This window comes from Maridesulfovibrio sp. (assembly GCF_963676065.1).
In the GTDB taxonomy this organism is placed as follows: domain Bacteria; phylum Desulfobacterota; class Desulfovibrionia; order Desulfovibrionales; family Desulfovibrionaceae; genus Maridesulfovibrio.
Window position 1 is genome coordinate 677,304 of record NZ_OY780933.1, and the last position, 16,071, is coordinate 693,374.

The following is a 16,071-nucleotide window of genomic DNA, read 5'->3' on the forward strand; positions in this document are numbered from 1 at the left end:
ATCGGCTAGGCACCTTCGTCTTCAATAAGATCGCCTGATGATGCCGCAGTACGGGCCAGATCATCACAGCGTTCGTTTTCCGGGTCTCCGGCATGTCCTTTGACCCAGCGAAAAGTCACATTGTGCTTTTCCAGTAGCGGAATGAACTGCAACCAAAGATCCTTGTTCTTAACCGGCTTCTTCGCCGCGGTTTTCCAGCCGTTTTTCTGCCAGTTATCAATCCACTTCTTAGTGAATGCATTTTTCACGTACTGGGAATCAGTGTAGAGGGTAACCTCGCATGGTTCTTTAAGCTCAGTCAGGGCCGCGATAACCGCCCGCATTTCCATGCGGTTGTTGGTTGTTTTCCGGTAGCCCTGTGAGAGTTCCTTACGGTGTTCGTTAAATAGCAGCACCGCCCCGTATCCGCCCTTTCCGGGATTACCGAGACAGGAGCCGTCTGTATATATGGTAAGTTTTTTCTTGGACATTTACCTTCATTATTCCTTGTGTGCTGATGACTCCGGGTCGGACAGGCTTCTATTTCCGTCTGTATAAACTTTAGGGACTGCCTGATTGGCATCGACATTGACCAGCCGGTCCCAGATCATGGACAGACAGGTCATGAGTGAAGTCGGCCACTCATCATCAGAAAAATGGTTTACAAAATGTTTATTCTCAAGCTCCGAAATAAACCCCTTGCCCAAAGCATGCGCCACAAGACCGGGAAAATGCATACCCACACCCTGAGTAGGCGGCGAAATGACAATCAATAATTCTTTGGGATCAACTTCCTGAGACGTAATAGGATCAAGAATTATCTGAATACGGACTTTGACCCCGAATTCAGACCGCATACTGCGAATGAATCCCTGCACGAAATCCCTTTCTGAACGGCTCAAAACCTTGGTCTGGTCCCAGAGAGCGTTACGGGCCTGTATTTTCTCCAGAGTGGATTGGTTATTTACCCAAAATGCATAAACAACCAGACCGAGAACAATAACCATCCCGATCAACCTGAGAAACTTTTCCGCGCCGGTCTTACCCTGAGGTTTAATAAACAGTGCCATGGATCATACCCTGTGCTGCTTGAGTGATTGAAATCAGATTTGAAGAAGTACCTTCAAGTGCTTATGGTATCAAGTATTTGCTTTCATGTAAAAATAGAAGCTAAGCACTCAGCTCAGCCGCCAGCCGGGCAAGCATGCTTTCCACACGATTCCTGATTTCGGCAAGCTGAGCCTTTGATGAAGCTTCAAAACGAAGCGTCAAAGCCGCCTGTGTGTTGGAAGCCCGGACCAGAGCCCAGCCGCCATCAAAGACAACGCGCACTCCGTCTATATCTATTACTTCATAGTCCTCAGCAAGCTCTAGCGCCGCCCTCCGCACCAGCTCAAACTTGATTTCCTCGGGGTATTCCACGCGCAGTTCCGGGGTGAAATATGTCTGCGGCCATTCCTCCCACATTTCTGAAACCGGAACCTCTGAACCGGAAAGGATCTCCAGCAGCCGCAGCGCGGAATAAAGCCCGTCATCAAATCCGTAAAAACGGTCAGCAAAAAAAATGTGCCCGCTCATCTCACCGCCGAGGCCGGCCCCGGTTTCGATCATCTTGGCTTTCATCACAGAATGTCCGGTACGGGCCATGAGCGGATTACCGCCATGCCGGGCCACATCATCGAAAAAGAGATGGCTGCATTTCACATCGGCAACCACGGTTTCCCCGGGCTTTCTTTCCAGCATTTCACGGGCATAGAGGGCCAGCAGACGGTCTCCGGGTACCAGCCGCCCTTTTTCATCTACAGCTCCGATCCGGTCAGCATCGCCGTCCAGCCCGATACCTACCTCTGCACCATGCTGAACAACAGCCTTAAAAAGATCGCCCATATATTCGGCAACCACCGGGTCAGGATGATGGTTGGGGAAATCCCCATCAGGTTCGCAATATTGCGGAATAACCTCGGCTCCAGCCCGGCGCAGCAGCTCCAGAGCTATATGCCCTCCGGCACCGTTGCCGCCATCCAGAACAACCTTGACAGCACGCTTAAGCTTGATGCCTGAAAGCAGATCATCCATGTAGAAGGGGACTATATCGTGGTAAGAGATAACACCGGTTCCTTCGCTGAATTCACCGGACGCCATTATTTCATATATCTGCTGGATATCATCGGTATGGATGGTTGTTTCGCCCTCCCAGACCTTGAAGCCGTTGAATTCAGGAGGATTGTGGCTGGCGGTGATCATCACCCCCGCTTTATAGTTCAGTTTTTTAGCCGCGAAATAAAATGCTGGAGAAGGGACTAGGTTAAGAAACAGGACATCAACGCCGGAAGCATTCAACCCCCGCCCCATTGCCTGCTGATAGCCCGGTGAGCTGTGGCGGCAGTCATGGCCGACCACTGCGCGGTCCCACCCTTTTGACCTGAACCATGTGCCGCAGGCCAGTCCAAGCCGCTCGACCCACTCTTCATCGAAATCATGATCCACAACTCCACGGATATCGTAAGCCCTGAATATCTCTTTTTTGATTTCTTTCACTGAATTCTCCATCGTGGTTTTTTTATTTTTATCGGCAGATAAAAGTTAACTTTACATGTGTCAAAACTTCATAAAAAAATAAACAATTTTTAAACGTACTGATTTTAAGGTTTTATCTTTAGAACAATTTGATATAATCTGTGCATATTTGCTGACGCGTCGCAGGTAACGAATAACTGCCATCTGCTTTTTGATTATAAATGCGTTGACGCGGTTATTATTTCATTAACATTTCGATCCGCATATCCGATTTTCCTTGATATGTGGGTCTATCTCACCTATCAAATATACATGAACTGGGACTGGGACAAATTATCCGAACAACGGCAGAGGAATAAAGGCGGAGGAGGAGCTCCTAAACCGCCGAATGTGGACGATATCAACTCCACGATCAAAAAACTCCGCGGTACCGGCTTGCCGGGCGGAAAATTTATCATCATCGGCATCATCCTGCTCTGGTTTCTTTCCGGGGTATACATTGTAGAACCGGATGAAGTCGGTGTGGTAACCAGATTCGGTAAGTACGTAAGTACAACAACACCGGGACCGCATTACCATCTTCCGATTCCCATTGAATCGGTCATGAAACCCAAAGTTTCACAGATCAGACGTGTGGAAGTGGGTTTCCGTTCTTACGGCTCTTCGCGCTCCTTTACTCAGGGACAATCGCGCAACGTGCCGGAGGAATCTCTTATGCTGACCGGTGATGAGAACATCGTTGATGTTCAATTCATCGTGCAATACCAGATCAAAGATCCGGTTGACTACCTTTTCAAAGTCAGCAATCAGGCGAAAACCATTCAGGATGCTGCCGAAGCGGCCATGCGTGAGATCATCGGTAAAACCAAGATCGAGCTGGCCCTGACCACCGGTAAACTCCAAATTCAGACCGAAACCAGAAACCTGCTGCAGGAAATTTCAGACCGCTACAAACTCGGGGTCAATGTTCTCGCAGTGCAGTTGCAGAACGTGCATCCACCGAACGAGGTTGTGGACGCGTTTAAAGACGTTGCGTCCGCGCGTGAAGATAAAAGCCGCTACATCAATGAAGCGGAAGCCTATCGCAACGACATTCTGCCTAAGGCAAGAGGTCAGGCTGCGGTTATCCTGAACAAAGCTGAAGCCTACAAGGAGACCAAGATCCGTCAGGCAGAAGGTCAGGCTAAACGTTTTATGGCTGTTTACAAAGAATACCAGAAGGCCAAGGATATTACGGTAAAACGTCTGTATCTGGAAACAATGCAGAACATTCTTGCCAATCCTAAAGTCACCAAGGTTATCCTTTCCGATGACGCGGCCCAAAAGGCACTCCCGTTCCTCTCTCTGGACGGAAAGGGACTTCCCATCCACAACGGTAAAAAATAGGGGATATGAATATGAGTTTACTCAAAAAAGGTTCCGCTCCCCTGGCAATTCTGATTATCGTTGCCGTGCTGGGGATCGCCCAAAGTGCATATATAGTTAAGCAGACCGAAAAAGCCATCGTGCTCCAGCTCGGTAAACCGAAAGCAGGACCGATGGGACCGGGGCTGCATTTTAAACTGCCCTTTGTTCAAAACGTGATCTACTTTGACTCACGCCTTCTGGAATATGATGCCCGCCCGGCTGAAATCCTGACCAAAGACAAAAAGAACATGGTCGTGGATAACTACTCCAAATGGCGCATTTCAGATCCGTTACTGTTTTACCGCACAGTGCGTTCCATTCCGCGCGCTCAGGCCCGGCTTGATGATATCATCTATGCTGAGCTTCGCGTTGCCCTTGGACGTTACACGCTGATTCAAATCATCTCCAGTGACCGTACTTCCATCATGGAAGAGGTTACTCAGACTTCAAACCTCCTGCTCAAGCCCTACGGCATTGAAGTCCTTGATGTCCGCATCAAGCGTACGGACCTGCCGCCGGAAAACGCCCGTGCTATTTACGGACGTATGAGAGCTGAACGTGAACGTATGGCTAAGCAATACCGTTCACAGGGTAATGAAGCGGCGGCCCGCATTACCGCTCAGGCCGATAAGGAAAGAGCAATCACAATCGCCGATGCGAACCTCAAAGCTGAGATTCTGCGAGGTGAAGGTGATGGTAAAGCAACCAAGATCTACGCCGACAGCTTCGGCAAGGCTCACAAGTTCTATGAATTCAAAAAGTCTCTCGAAGCTTACGAAGCAGGATTCAAGGACAACACCAAGTTCATCCTTTCGCAGGAAAATCCGTTCTTGAAGTTTATGAAGTAGCCAGCTTTAGTCAAATAGCTTGGCAAACTCGACATAAAAAGAATAAGCCCGTAGTATCTTAAAAGATATTACGGGCTTTAATTTTGCCGGAGAGATAACATGAAAAACTGCAAACACCTCATCGTCGGGGCCGGGATTACGGGCGGAACCATCGCAAGACGCATTGCCGAAGACCTTGGCGAGCGGGTTATAGTCATAGACAGACGCGGCCACATAGGCGGTAACTGCCACAGTCATATAAATGAAGACACGGGCATAGAGATTCACAGCTACGGCACCCATATTTTCCATACCAAAGAACGCCGGGTCTGGGATTTCATGAACCGGTTTACAGAATTCAACGGTTACAGACATAAGGTGGTAACCACTTATCAGGGCCGCACATTCCATATGCCGGTCAACCTGCAGACCATCAATTCATTTTTCGGAATCAGCTTAAAACCGCACGAAGTCGAAGGATTTATCCAGAGCAAAAGTGCGCAGGAAAACATAACCGATCCGCGGAATCTGGAAGAAAAAGCAATCAGCCTGATCGGCCGGGAATTATACGAGGCTTTTGTTAAAGGATACACCCTCAAACAATGGGAATGCGACCCGAAAGAGCTGGACGCATCGATAATTACCCGCCTTCCATTCCGGCACACATATGAATGTGACTATTTCACCGACCGTTATCAGGGGCTGCCGTGGGAGGGTTATGAAAAACTATTTGAGCGTCTGCTGGATCACGAACTGATTGAAACCCGGCTGAATACGGATTTCTTTTCTGTCCGGGACAAAATACAGCAAGACTGCAACATATACTACACCGGCCCGGTGGACAGCTATTTTGCATACTGCCATGGAGAGCTCACATGGCGTTCCCTGCGTTTTGACTACCGGGTGGAAGATGTGCCTGACTTTCAGGGCACCTCGGTCATGAATTACGCGGATATCGACGTGCCTTACACTCGCATTCATGAATACCAACACTTGCACCCGGAAAGGGAAAACAAAAGCGGCAGAACCGTCACAGCACGCGAATTCTCCATGAAATGGATACGAGGCGAAGAACCATACTATCCGGTCAATACAGATGAAGACCGCAAACGTCTTGAACTATATCAGGCGGAAGCGGCAAAGCTCGTAAACGTCCATTTCCTCGGAAGGCTGGGACAATACAAATATTATGATATGGATAAGGCCGTGCTGGCGGCGCTGGAGTTTTGCGACGAAATATAAAGCCAGAATTTCAATAGTTGGCCTGCGACAGGCATATCCCGGCTATCTCTAATCAAACGCAAGGGATTCCAGAATAGAATTGGAGACCAGCATACCGTTCTTGGTAAGCCGGAGATAGCCGGCGCTCATGCGCAACAGACCATTTTTATGTAGGGCGCTGATTAACTGACTTTTTTCTTTAATCAGATCCCGACCGGTAAGTTCCGTATAATCCGAGAGCTTAAGGCCTTTTGTGGTCCGCAAACAAAGCATGATGAGTTCCTGCGCCTTAATTTCATCGGTGAGTTCTTCAAAATCATCCCCCGCAAAACCTCCTCGTACAGCGGCGTCATACTCATCAAGATACCGCGGATTGGTGAATCTGCGGTTGCCTAATGTAGATACAGCGGAAGGACCTAGACCGAGATAATCCAAACGGTCCCAGTAACCCTGATTATGGCGGGATATAAAACCCATGCGCGCGAAATTTGAAATTTCATACTGAATGTAACCCATGGATTCCAGATACTCGGCCCCGTAAATAAACATACGGGCCTGCTCTCCTTCGGGAGGCAGTTCCATATCGATATCTTCCGCCCGCTGCCCGAAAACAGTACCCGGTTCGATTGAAAGTCCGTAACAGGACATATGCTCCGGCTTCAGCTGAACAACAGCTTTGAGCTCGTTATTCCAGTCTTTAAGCTTCTGACGCGGCAGGCCCCAGATAAGATCAATGCTGATATTGCCGAAACCGGCCTTACGGGCCATGTAATAAGACTCAGCGGCCTGCCTCGCCGAATGCGGACGGCCGAGAGTTTCGAGGTTACGGTCATCGAGGGACTGAAAACCGAGGCTGAGCCTGTTGATGCCCATATTGTAAAGGGCTTTGAAATAAGAAAGGTCGTTAGCGGAATCGGGGTTGGCTTCAAGGGTAATTTCCATTCCCTTGGTGAAGCTGAAATGCTTGCGCAGTGCATCCATAATCAGCTCAAGCTGAAAAGGAGAGATCAGGCTCGGTGTACCTCCACCGAAGTAAACCGTGCCGATACTCGCTTTTTTTAACCTTTTTCCCCAGAGTTCAATCTCTGAAAGCAGGGTTTTCATGTACCATGCAAAACTCACCTGCTCAAACGGCTGGGAATGGAACGCACAATAATTACACTTACGTTTGCAAAAAGGTACGTGGATATAAACCAGAAGATTTCTGGCTTCCTTGCCGTCTCCACGCAATAGCGGAGCATTAAAAAAAGCGGGAGTAAGTCCCATCAAAAATCCTTATCTTTATCTGCTGATCCACAGAGCAGAGCCCTCCAGTTGATGAAGGAATTTTACACAAAGCGAACGGGGAAATAACTTCTCTATCGCGGTATTGTCATGCTTACCGCGTCCGACAGCTACTACGGCATAAGGTTTTTTGGCTGTATGCTGTAAAACAGCCTTAACAACATCATCCCCATCAACAACAAGTTCCTTGATCCGTTCCGGGGCTACGCCGTTACCTTCTAGATGCTCGCGCGTAATTCTGAAAATATCTTCCGATGTTGCCGAGCCCTTTTCCTTGGAATTGCGCACATGGAGCATGGTGATGTCATGACCTGCGTTATCGCCGAGCATAAACCCGACATGATCCGCAATCCTCTGCGAAGGGGAATCCTCGTCTACACAAAGAAGGATATCCTTACGCGGAATCTCCTGCGGGCATTTACAGAACCAGAGCGGAAAATCAATCTCTTCCCAGATGACCTTGGCCCCGACGCTGTATTCAAAAAATTCTTCAATCACAGACTGGGTCTGCCGGCCCAGTATGACTGCGTCATACATGCCTTTGTGCCCTTCCTGGACGATCTCACGGGTAACATTTCCCCGTGACTGAATACTTTTGATATCTATTTTGCTTTCTTCGCAAAAACTATGATCAATAAACCACTTGCGGGTTTCTTCGAGTAACTGACGCCCCTTGTCGAGAGTTCCCTTTCCCCACGAGCCTTTCGGAGGCGCTACATTGAACAGAGTCAACCGCACATCGCAAGGCGAATGAAAGAAATCCCTTATGAACCTGACCGCATATGATGCCGTATAGTCCGCCCGCACACAAACCAGAAGATGCTTTTCCATGTTCATCCTATCCTGTTGCTGTCAAAAACCGAATTGCTTCAAGAGACAGAATCCTGATCAGGATAACCATTGAAAAGCATTAAAACAAGATAAGTTTTTTACAACTCTTTTGTATAACGCTCATTTTCGCTGAACAGACAACCGCAATACTGCTGCCGGTAGATTCCCATCTCCTTGGATCTCTCAATGCCATCTTTCCAGCCTTCCCGGAAATCATGATAATAGAATTTACAGTCACTTTTCCCGGCTATATCCCTGCCAAGCCCGGCAATACGGTCATGCTGCTGGAATTTACTGTAAAGCAGGGTGGTGGTGTAAAAATCAAATCCGCCGCGTTTAGCCAGAGAGAGAGTTCTTTCCAGACGATCCGCATAGCAATGAAAGCAACGGTTAGCCTCGCGGAAAGCCGCATTGCGGAACCATTTTTGAGAATCGTATTCGTCCAGTCTGCCGATGACTTTCACATTCATCTTATCACAGACTTCAAGAAAACCTTCCCGCCTGCGCACATATTCCTGCAGGGGATGAATATTCGGATTGTAGAAAAATGCGCTGACCTCAAAACCATGATCGCGTAATGCGTCGATAGTCGTAATGGAGCAAGGCCCGCAACAGGCGTGAAGCAAAATTCTTTTGGAGGACATATCTGGAACGACTCAGCTCGCTATAAGCGAAGCTTATTGAAAAGTTTTGGGGTTGGCCCCCGGCGGCGATGCCGAGGGCCTAAAATCTACTCATTCCATTGGATTTCAATATTAATCTTGGTATCGAACATCTTTTCGTAATGGATGACCGCGTCGCGTTTGTGGTTGAGCAGGTAAAGGGCCAGCTCTTCCTCACATTCATAAAGCAACGGCGATTCCGCATTCGGTCTGCGCAGCATGTTGTAAATATCTTTCAGCGCCTGCATTGCCTGCCATTCCATATTCCGGCGGATTCCTGTTCCGTCACAGCAGGGACAGGGCTCGGTGGAAACAGCAATGGCGGATGAACCGAGACGTTGGCGGACCAGTTCCATAAGCCCGAAACGGGAAATACGTCCCACATCAGTACGGGCACGGTCCCCTTTGAGCGCGGCGCGCATGGTTTTTTCAACCTCACGGCAATGCTTGGGGTCCTTCATCTCGATGAAGTCAATGACCACCTGACCGCCAAGGTCGCGCAGCTTAAGCTGGCGGGCAATCATTTCAGCACTTTCCTTGTTGGTCTTCAGCGCCATTTCCTTAAAATTTCGTTCGCCACCGATCTTGCCGGAGTTGATGTCGATTGCGGTCAAGGCTTCGGTCTGGTCAAAGACAAGACGGCCCCCTGAAGGCAGATTGACCTCACGACCGTAAATCTGCTCGATCTGCTTAACCAGATTGAACCGCTCCCAGAGAGATTTGTCGGTATCGGAATGCAGTTTGACCAGATTCGAGCGGCGGGGAAATGAGAGAGTCGCCAGCTTCTTTACCTGCGCAAGGGTTTCCTTGTCGTCGACCCATATTTCCACCACGTCGGAAGAGAGGTAATCGCGGACAGAACGGGCAGCCAGCCCCATTTCCTCGTAAACGAGGGACGGAGGTTTGGCGTCCTGCCCTTTTTCACGGATATCGTTCCAGAGGCGGGTCAGAAATTTAAAATCACGGCGCAGGGCTGATTTGCTCTGGCCTTTACTGGCGGTCCGCACGATAACGCCCACGCCGTCACCGGGATTGACTTCGTCAATCACTTCCTTAAGCCTTTCACGTTCTTTCTCATCTTCGATCTTACGAGAAATACCGATCTGTTCCCGGCCGGGAGTTAATACAAAATAACGTCCCGGTATGGACAGATACGACGAAAGGAACGCACCTTTCTTGCCGGTAGGTTCCTTTACTACCTGTACAAAAATTTCCTGTCCGGGCTTAAGCACCTTCTGGAGAAGGGGGTAGCGATGCCCTTTTTTGAGCTTGTAAGTGCCCTGATAATACTCAGGGTGCACCTCATCAACCTGCAGAAAACCGTTACGTTCGGCTCCGTAGTTGATGAATGCCGCCTGCAATGCGGCGTCTATGTTATGAATGTAACCTTTGTAGATGTTACCTTTGGTCTTGGCCTGATGGAGCATTTCAACATAATACTCAATAACCTGACCTTCCTGAGTCAGCGCGACTTCAACCTGTTCTCCAGGGAGTACGCTGATAAACATTTTTTCTTTTTTCTTCTGTTTTTTACCTGTCATTTTTAATCCAAAGAAAAGTTTTAAATTTTCTCCGAATCCAGAAGCTTAATTCATGATTCTCCGTCAAGCCTGCAATCGTAATAGATATCATTTTCTGTTTGCCTGACGTGCAGTTTGCCGCTTTTTTCCAGTTCCGCAAGCACCTGTTCCACCCTCTGTAAGGGAATCTCAAGAGCTCCGGCCAGCTGTTGCGCGGTTTGCGGCCTGCGCATGATAGAAGCCTGAATCCGGTCAAATGCGTGGGAACCTTCGCCCTGCACATGGGCCAAAGTCTCCGCACCGCTCCTTTTCTTTGCGCCGGTTTCCGGACCGCAATCCCTGTTTTTACAAGGCGCGGCATCAAGAACCTTTTTCCAGCGGCCTAAAGTCTCGGTATCAACCGGACCGGCCTTCTCCAGAGTACCTGGACGCGAAAGAGTGACCACATCAATGCGGTCCGGGGCAAGCTCGGAACAAAAATCCTTCATAAGATGAAGGTTTTCATCCGAATCGTTGTATCCCTGTGAAAGGAGCACTTCCAGAAAGATCTTACCATTGAATTCCTTGCGGAATTCGATCAGGGCTTTGGCAATTGCCGTGGGGTCAACCCCTTTGCACGGCCTGTTTATGGCCCTGAATTCCGAAGCAACAAGGGAATCCATGGATGGAAGCACCACATCAGCTTCCAACAATTCCTTTCTCACTTCGGGGTCCGTCATGGTAGTCGCGTTTGTAAGCACGGCCACTGGCATAGACGGGAAAAGTTTTTTTATGCCACGAATAATTTCAGGCATTTCTACGTTGAGGGTCGGCTCTCCCAAACCTCCCAGAGTTATTACTTCGGGCGGCTGATGTCCCTCCTGCTTCCAGTTCTCAAGTTCAGCAAGAATCGCAGCCGCGGGAACATAAACTTCGCGTTCATCGGTAAGCAGATCAGTTTTGCCTACTTCACAATAAACACAATCCATGGAGCAGACTCTGCGTCCGAGCAGGTCCAACCCCAGTGAGCGCCCTATCCTGCCGGAAAAAACCGGCCCGAAGACATAGCTATAACCCATAACGACCTCAGCAAGAAGCAAAAAATGTTTTTATTTTGATGTGCTTCGCGCTTAACCAGATGATTTGCCTCCGGCGGGCTAAGGAGCCGCGTCATTTTGAAGGCCCGATAATTTCCAGAGCCGGACGGCAAAACGCCCTTTAATAAATCCAACTGTATTTTTTGCGGGAGATGTATAAAAATAACTGCGCGAAAATAAATTTTATTCAATGCGGTAGTTAAGCATTTATGCTTAAATGTCAAAAAACACAAGTTATATATGTTGGTAAAGTTGCATAGAAAGTGCCATATGCAAGGCACAAGAAAAATACAGGAACGACACGCATTCCAACATACGTGAGTTTCGGTGTTTTTACAGCAACGCAGCAGACGATGCTTTATATGCAGCCTTGACTTTATGCGCTTTCGTCCGTAATCGGGCCGTAGATCAATTCAGGAGGAAGTCTCATGCTTGAAGCTGGACAATTAATTTTGCTTATCAACCCCAAAGGCAAGCGCTATCTGCGCATGATCAATGAAGGGGAAGAAATACACACCCACGACGGAATGATGTTGACCGACAACATCCTCGCTGCCGGGTTCGGTAAAGTTGTGGAAACCCATCTGGGCCACAAATATCAGATTCTGAAACCGACCATCTACGACATCATCAAGGGCCTCAAACGCCAGACCCAGATTATGTACCCCAAAGAGATCAGCTATCTGCTGCTCAAACTGGGAATCGGCCCCGGAACCAGAGTTGTTGAATCAGGATCAGGATCAGGCGGACTGACCACCGCGCTGGCTTTCTATGTTGGTGATACCGGTAAGGTATATACCCACGAAAAACGCCCCGAATTTTACAAGCTGGTCCGCAAGAACCTCGAATGGGCCGGACTTGAAGACCGCGTGGAGCAGTTCAACCTGAACATCGAAGACGGCTTCCTCGCCAGCGATTGCGACGCCCTCTTCCTCGACGTACCGAATCCTTGGGATTACCTGCATCACATCCCGAAGGCAGTTATCCCCGGCGCAATGTGCGGTTTCCTGCTGCCGACCACCAATCAGGTCAGCGACCTTTTAAAGGCCATGGAAGACATGCCCTTTGAAGAGCAGGAAGTCTGTGAAATTTTAGTGCGTAACTACAAGCCCATCGCAGAACGTCTGCGCCCCGAAGACCGCATGGTAGGCCACACCGGATACCTCGTCTTCGCCCGCAACATGGCCGGCTGCGAAATGAGCGTGGAACCGCCCAAGAAAAAGCGTGAGAATCGCGGCAAGCCCGCAGCTGATAAGTATCATGTAGATAGAAAGGACATGATTCACGCCAAGAAAGATGTTCCTGAAGCTACCGAAGCGACTGAAGAGAAGAAAGCTGAATCTTCTGATGAGGAAAAGGCTGAATAGATTTCAGTTGTAGATAGTTGAAGATGTTATGATGAAAGCCGGATCTCTTTTGGGAGGTCCGGCTTTATTTTATGATAAACAGTAACTACAAGCTAAGTTGAGTATAAAATTCCCTAAACGCGACAACCTGATCATATATTTCAGTTGTCAGAACTTTAAATTGATCAGGCTCAATTTTATCAGAATCAATACAATTAGCTGCTAACAAAGAACGAAATAAAGCAAGAGAAAAGGCTTGACAATTCAATGATTTTTTAGGGTTGAACTCGATATCGGTAAATGCTCTATAGTCTTTTACACCTTCGATTAACTCCTTATTTTTAAGCAATGTATTTACATACAGCCAATCATAAAAAAAGGTCTTCGGCTCCAACTCAAAAAAGTAATGAAAAAAACGAAAAGCCTTTAAAGGGCCAGAATTTTTTATTCTTTGATCTTTTTTAGCTGCCCGCGAATCAGAAAAAATTAAATCTTTATACGGTCCTCCTTGCTCAAAAACCTTGCTTCCTTGAAAAGCTGATTCAACAGAGAACTCTCTGTCCCCACCCAAAGTTTTTGATTTCAAATTGAACGCACTCAAACAAACTCCTATTTCTTCAGGAGACTTACTCGATACTTCAAGAATCTTGTCAATTCCTTTTTGTCGAGCATTTAAGTGCAAATCAGCTATTGATTTTTGCTTTTGGGATACAGAATATCCTGAAAACCATTTAAATTCAGTAGGAACAATCCTAACCCCTAAGCTATCCAAAGAAGCAACGTATACAGGTCTATTTGCCATATCAAAATTATATAAAATTATTAATGTTTAAAATATTTTCCAAAGGCACTAAATTTGGAATTAACACCTCTGACTTCTCTGCTCTAGCTTTTCGTGCCATATTACCATCTTCATTAAAATCTAGCCAATCATAAATCCCCTCAACATCTATACTAGTAATAGCTTCTGCATTTGCAAGTATATCCACTCCAGCCTTGTTTGAGACATCGTTACAAAACCTAACACCATCAATATCTAGTATTTGGAGTGTGATTTCAAGCCAACAGATACTGTTTATTCGACCATTACTTACAGCAGTGTACGCCATTGGATGCTGATTTAAAAATGCCAAATGAACAAATTCATCAACGCCTTTAAATCTATCAGCATCATGAGACCAATTATTACCTCCATAAATTACACCCTCTACACTTTTTTCTTCCAATCTTCTCAACGACAGTATTCCACCGTTTGCAATAATAGACGGAATATTACCTCTGTCTGTAAAATGATAAATTTTAGTAACACCTCGACCATTCAATATTGTTTTCATATATTACCTCCATTTTTTATCGAATGTGCGACTATTGCAATCATAATAACCAACCGTTGAGCAAAAATAAATACATATGTAAAAACAAAAGCCCCGGAACCAAATTTGTCGGCGGGGCTTTTAAATCTCCAACAAACGAAGAACTTTATAAATACCTACCTCACCCGCTCCAAAACCCCACACAAACTCTTCAATACATACCCGGCAATCAATTTCTTAATCCTCATAAAGAACCAAGGCCTCGGCAATAACATCACACATCGGCTGTCCACTTCCGCTGACACCCTCAACACAAGCTTCAAGCCATCCATGTTGTAATTTTTCTATATCTATCCCGTACCCGGCGTTATCAGCTAATAACGATAAAAATTCACGAAGGGCTCTGCCATTCCCCTCGCGGAATGGATGGGCTAGATTTAACTCGATCATATAATACGCTGCCCGTTCCACAAAATCAGCAGGATCGTAGTCTTTTATATACTGCTCGCCTTTCAATTCAGACAAAAGAACATTTACAACGCCTTCTATATGTCGTGGATTCGCGAAAAGAGTAGAGCCTTTACTTATGGAAACATTTCTCTCAGTTCCAGCCCAGTCATACACATCTTGAAATAGATGAAAGTGGATATCTTTAAGATGCCGGTAATCAAAAGATCCTTCCGGCATATCTTCCATCATACGATTGGCAACAGAAAGGCGCTCGAATTTATCAAGCGCCTCTTTATTTTCATATCCGCCTTTATTTTTCAGCACGGATGAACCATCGTAAGTATATACGTCGCTATGGGCGTATCGCGTGGGCATGCTCTGGAAACCGTTCTTTCAAAAGAGTTGTGCGTTCTTCAAAAGAACATTCCTTCTGGATGCACTCTTCAAAAACACTGAGTTCTTCAGCAGTTAAATACAATCCTTCAATTCCCAAAGACGCTTTTGCGTGCATAAGACGACGTCGCAAAATTTCCTTTTTCCTTTTCGGACGTTTGGCTGTATTGAAATTATATTTAGCTGTTTTAATCATGGGAAAATAATAATACTTGGAGAATAAAAAGGCAACCGCAAGAACCGGCCTGCTTAAAGGAGCACCCTTATGGAACCATCCACAATGAACACCATCCTCACTGTTGTCATCATCCTCGGAGCTACAATTCTGCCCTTTATACTGGGCACCAGATTGCGGCGCACAAAGCCGGGAGTGCTCTGGATCGGGCTGGTACTCTGTTTTATTTTCGGGCCTGCCGGGCAGATTTATGTGGAGGGCTGGATTCCGTGGTTTTTGCTTGTACTCGGGGTCTGCCTCGGCGCACAGCAACTCCTTTCACCGCAACTTGCGATGCTCGTTATGGCTGTATCTTCGCCTCTGGTCATTTTTTTCAGAATGCGCCGCTAACGCTCCTGCGCATTCGGGTCCCGGCAGGGGCAAAGCAGCCCGCGTAACATATCACCCATAGCCTTTTCCATCCGGTCCCAGCCAACTTCATCCTGCAGGCTTACGCCGCCGTAATGCTTGGTGTTTAAAGAACGTATGGAAAGGTAGGATATGGCTCCCCCCAAAATCGCCACCGCGGCGGCAAGGTCTACATCATCGGGGACATCCGGGGTCATGTGCTCAAAAAATTCCAGCGCGGTTCGCACCCTCACATCCTCCAGAAGATCCGAGAGCTGCGTTCGTTCAAGCATTTCCCAAGCAAGCAGACGTAGTGTATCCGGCCTTGTCTCCAGAGTCCGACGCAGGGCGGTGAAAAATGCGGCCACCTGCTTTTCCGGCTCTACTTCCGGAAATTCTACAGGCGCATTGGACAGTAACTCCTCGGTTGTGGGCCAGTACATCCCGGAGACGGCAAGCTCACTCATCAAATTTTCCAAGCCGTTAAAATAACGGTAAAGAATTTTACGGGACACCCCGGCTTTAAGAACTATCTCATCCACATCAAGGTTATTGAATCCTCTTTTGGCAGCGCATTTGTAGGCGGCATGCAGGATTTTACGGCGTGTAGCGGTAAGTGTATTGATAGGTACTACTTTTAATGTCATATGCCGGCCTTTTGCTGATAGATTTATTTGCAGATA

Annotated in this window: 18 protein-coding genes; 5 read left to right on the forward strand and 13 right to left on the reverse strand. The window is 47.4% G+C overall.

From position 1 onward, the window contains the following. Positions 1–5: 5 nt before the first annotated feature. The 3 genes from rnhA to ACKU35_RS02985 all read right to left on the reverse strand — a co-directional run bounded on the left by rnhA (position 6) and on the right by ACKU35_RS02985 (position 2,517). Complete coding sequence (rnhA, locus tag ACKU35_RS02975; RefSeq protein ID WP_319762994.1) at positions 6–470, reverse strand: ribonuclease HI; 465 nt, start codon at positions 468–470, stop codon at positions 6–8. 9 nt (positions 471–479) lie between these two features. Beyond that, entirely contained in the window at positions 480–1,049 is a 570-nt protein-coding gene (locus ACKU35_RS02980; RefSeq protein WP_319762996.1) for a TPM domain-containing protein, read from the reverse strand. A gap of 100 nt (positions 1,050–1,149) precedes the next feature. Continuing rightward, positions 1,150–2,517, reverse strand: coding sequence for a phosphomannomutase/phosphoglucomutase (locus tag ACKU35_RS02985; protein ID WP_319762998.1), 1,368 nt, complete (start codon positions 2,515–2,517; stop codon positions 1,150–1,152). 291 nt (positions 2,518–2,808) lie between these two features. On the opposite strand from ACKU35_RS02985, the gene hflK reads away from it, so the two are divergent. From hflK to glf, 3 genes are all read left to right on the forward strand, one after another. Then, entirely contained in the window at positions 2,809–3,882 is a 1,074-nt protein-coding gene (hflK, locus tag ACKU35_RS02990) for an FtsH protease activity modulator HflK (protein WP_319763000.1), read from the forward strand. An 11-nt stretch (positions 3,883–3,893) separates the two neighbouring features. Then, complete coding sequence (hflC, locus tag ACKU35_RS02995; RefSeq protein ID WP_319763002.1) at positions 3,894–4,751, forward strand: protease modulator HflC; 858 nt, start codon at positions 3,894–3,896, stop codon at positions 4,749–4,751. A 99-nt stretch (positions 4,752–4,850) separates the two neighbouring features. Further along, the gene (gene glf / locus ACKU35_RS03000) at positions 4,851–5,972 is read left to right on the forward strand and encodes a UDP-galactopyranose mutase (protein ID WP_319763004.1); all 1,122 of its coding nucleotides are present in this window, start codon (positions 4,851–4,853) and stop codon (positions 5,970–5,972) included. A gap of 48 nt (positions 5,973–6,020) precedes the next feature. Here the strand turns inward: glf and hemW are convergent, their stop codons facing one another. From hemW to ACKU35_RS03025, 5 genes are all read right to left on the reverse strand, one after another. Continuing rightward, positions 6,021–7,217 (reverse strand): radical SAM family heme chaperone HemW, encoded by a 1,197-nt coding sequence (gene hemW, locus ACKU35_RS03005; protein WP_319763006.1) that lies wholly within the window; start codon positions 7,215–7,217, stop codon positions 6,021–6,023. A gap of 15 nt (positions 7,218–7,232) precedes the next feature. After that, on the reverse strand, positions 7,233–8,066 hold the full coding sequence (locus ACKU35_RS03010) for a universal stress protein (protein ID WP_319763008.1): 834 nt from the start codon (positions 8,064–8,066) through the stop codon (positions 7,233–7,235). A 98-nt stretch (positions 8,067–8,164) separates the two neighbouring features. Next, positions 8,165–8,710, reverse strand: coding sequence for an epoxyqueuosine reductase QueH (locus tag ACKU35_RS03015; protein WP_319763010.1), 546 nt, complete (start codon positions 8,708–8,710; stop codon positions 8,165–8,167). Positions 8,711–8,796: 86 nt separating this feature from the next. Further along, positions 8,797–10,269, reverse strand: coding sequence for an Rne/Rng family ribonuclease (locus ACKU35_RS03020; protein WP_319763011.1), 1,473 nt, complete (start codon positions 10,267–10,269; stop codon positions 8,797–8,799). Positions 10,270–10,319: 50 nt separating this feature from the next. Then, positions 10,320–11,306: a radical SAM protein gene (locus tag ACKU35_RS03025; protein ID WP_319763013.1), complete on the reverse strand. Its 987-nt coding sequence runs from the start codon at positions 11,304–11,306 to the stop codon at positions 10,320–10,322. 446 nt (positions 11,307–11,752) lie between these two features. Between ACKU35_RS03025 and ACKU35_RS03030 the strand changes: the two genes are divergently transcribed. Continuing rightward, positions 11,753–12,691: a tRNA (adenine-N1)-methyltransferase gene (locus tag ACKU35_RS03030; protein ID WP_319763015.1), complete on the forward strand. Its 939-nt coding sequence runs from the start codon at positions 11,753–11,755 to the stop codon at positions 12,689–12,691. A gap of 85 nt (positions 12,692–12,776) precedes the next feature. Here ACKU35_RS03030 and ACKU35_RS03035 read toward each other — a convergent pair whose 3' ends face one another. The 4 genes from ACKU35_RS03035 to ACKU35_RS03050 form a co-directional block, all read right to left on the reverse strand. Further along, positions 12,777–13,472 (reverse strand): DUF6977 family protein, encoded by a 696-nt coding sequence (locus tag ACKU35_RS03035; protein ID WP_319763017.1) that lies wholly within the window; start codon positions 13,470–13,472, stop codon positions 12,777–12,779. Positions 13,473–13,479: 7 nt separating this feature from the next. Next, on the reverse strand, positions 13,480–14,004 hold the full coding sequence (locus ACKU35_RS03040; RefSeq protein WP_319763019.1) for a DarT ssDNA thymidine ADP-ribosyltransferase family protein: 525 nt from the start codon (positions 14,002–14,004) through the stop codon (positions 13,480–13,482). A 216-nt stretch (positions 14,005–14,220) separates the two neighbouring features. Continuing rightward, on the reverse strand, positions 14,221–14,757 hold the full coding sequence (locus tag ACKU35_RS03045; RefSeq protein WP_319763021.1) for a Fic family protein: 537 nt from the start codon (positions 14,755–14,757) through the stop codon (positions 14,221–14,223). A 28-nt stretch (positions 14,758–14,785) separates the two neighbouring features. Next, positions 14,786–14,959, reverse strand: a complete 174-nt coding sequence (locus ACKU35_RS03050) for a hypothetical protein (RefSeq protein WP_319763023.1) — start codon at positions 14,957–14,959, stop codon at positions 14,786–14,788. Between the two features lie 132 nt (positions 14,960–15,091). Between ACKU35_RS03050 and ACKU35_RS03055 the strand changes: the two genes are divergently transcribed. Next, positions 15,092–15,391 (forward strand): hypothetical protein, encoded by a 300-nt coding sequence (locus ACKU35_RS03055; protein WP_319763025.1) that lies wholly within the window; start codon positions 15,092–15,094, stop codon positions 15,389–15,391. On the opposite strand, the gene ACKU35_RS03060 is transcribed toward ACKU35_RS03055, so the two are convergent. Beyond that, a complete protein-coding gene (locus tag ACKU35_RS03060) occupies positions 15,388–16,035 on the reverse strand; it encodes a TetR/AcrR family transcriptional regulator (protein WP_319763027.1) in 648 nt (215 codons plus the stop codon). The two genes, ACKU35_RS03055 and ACKU35_RS03060, sit on opposite strands and share 4 nt — an antisense overlap. Positions 16,036–16,071 lie beyond the last annotated feature (36 nt).

Coding starts and splice junctions, on each gene's coding strand:
- rnhA (WP_319762994.1), bottom strand. CDS start 470: ATGTCCAAGAAAAAACTTACCATATATACAGACGGCTCCTGTCTCGGT.
- ACKU35_RS02980 (WP_319762996.1), bottom strand. CDS start 1,049: ATGGCACTGTTTATTAAACCTCAGGGTAAGACCGGCGCGGAAAAGTTT.
- hflK (WP_319763000.1), top strand. CDS start 2,809: ATGAACTGGGACTGGGACAAATTATCCGAACAACGGCAGAGGAATAAA.
- hflC (WP_319763002.1), top strand. CDS start 3,894: ATGAGTTTACTCAAAAAAGGTTCCGCTCCCCTGGCAATTCTGATTATC.
- glf (WP_319763004.1), top strand. CDS start 4,851: ATGAAAAACTGCAAACACCTCATCGTCGGGGCCGGGATTACGGGCGGA.
- hemW (WP_319763006.1), bottom strand. CDS start 7,217: ATGGGACTTACTCCCGCTTTTTTTAATGCTCCGCTATTGCGTGGAGAC.
- ACKU35_RS03010 (WP_319763008.1), bottom strand. CDS start 8,066: ATGGAAAAGCATCTTCTGGTTTGTGTGCGGGCGGACTATACGGCATCA.
- ACKU35_RS03015 (WP_319763010.1), bottom strand. CDS start 8,710: ATGTCCTCCAAAAGAATTTTGCTTCACGCCTGTTGCGGGCCTTGCTCC.
- ACKU35_RS03020 (WP_319763011.1), bottom strand. CDS start 10,269: ATGACAGGTAAAAAACAGAAGAAAAAAGAAAAAATGTTTATCAGCGTA.
- ACKU35_RS03025 (WP_319763013.1), bottom strand. CDS start 11,306: ATGGGTTATAGCTATGTCTTCGGGCCGGTTTTTTCCGGCAGGATAGGG.
- ACKU35_RS03030 (WP_319763015.1), top strand. CDS start 11,753: ATGCTTGAAGCTGGACAATTAATTTTGCTTATCAACCCCAAAGGCAAG.
- ACKU35_RS03035 (WP_319763017.1), bottom strand. CDS start 13,472: ATGGCAAATAGACCTGTATACGTTGCTTCTTTGGATAGCTTAGGGGTT.
- ACKU35_RS03040 (WP_319763019.1), bottom strand. CDS start 14,004: ATGAAAACAATATTGAATGGTCGAGGTGTTACTAAAATTTATCATTTT.
- ACKU35_RS03055 (WP_319763025.1), top strand. CDS start 15,092: ATGGAACCATCCACAATGAACACCATCCTCACTGTTGTCATCATCCTC.
- ACKU35_RS03060 (WP_319763027.1), bottom strand. CDS start 16,035: ATGACATTAAAAGTAGTACCTATCAATACACTTACCGCTACACGCCGT.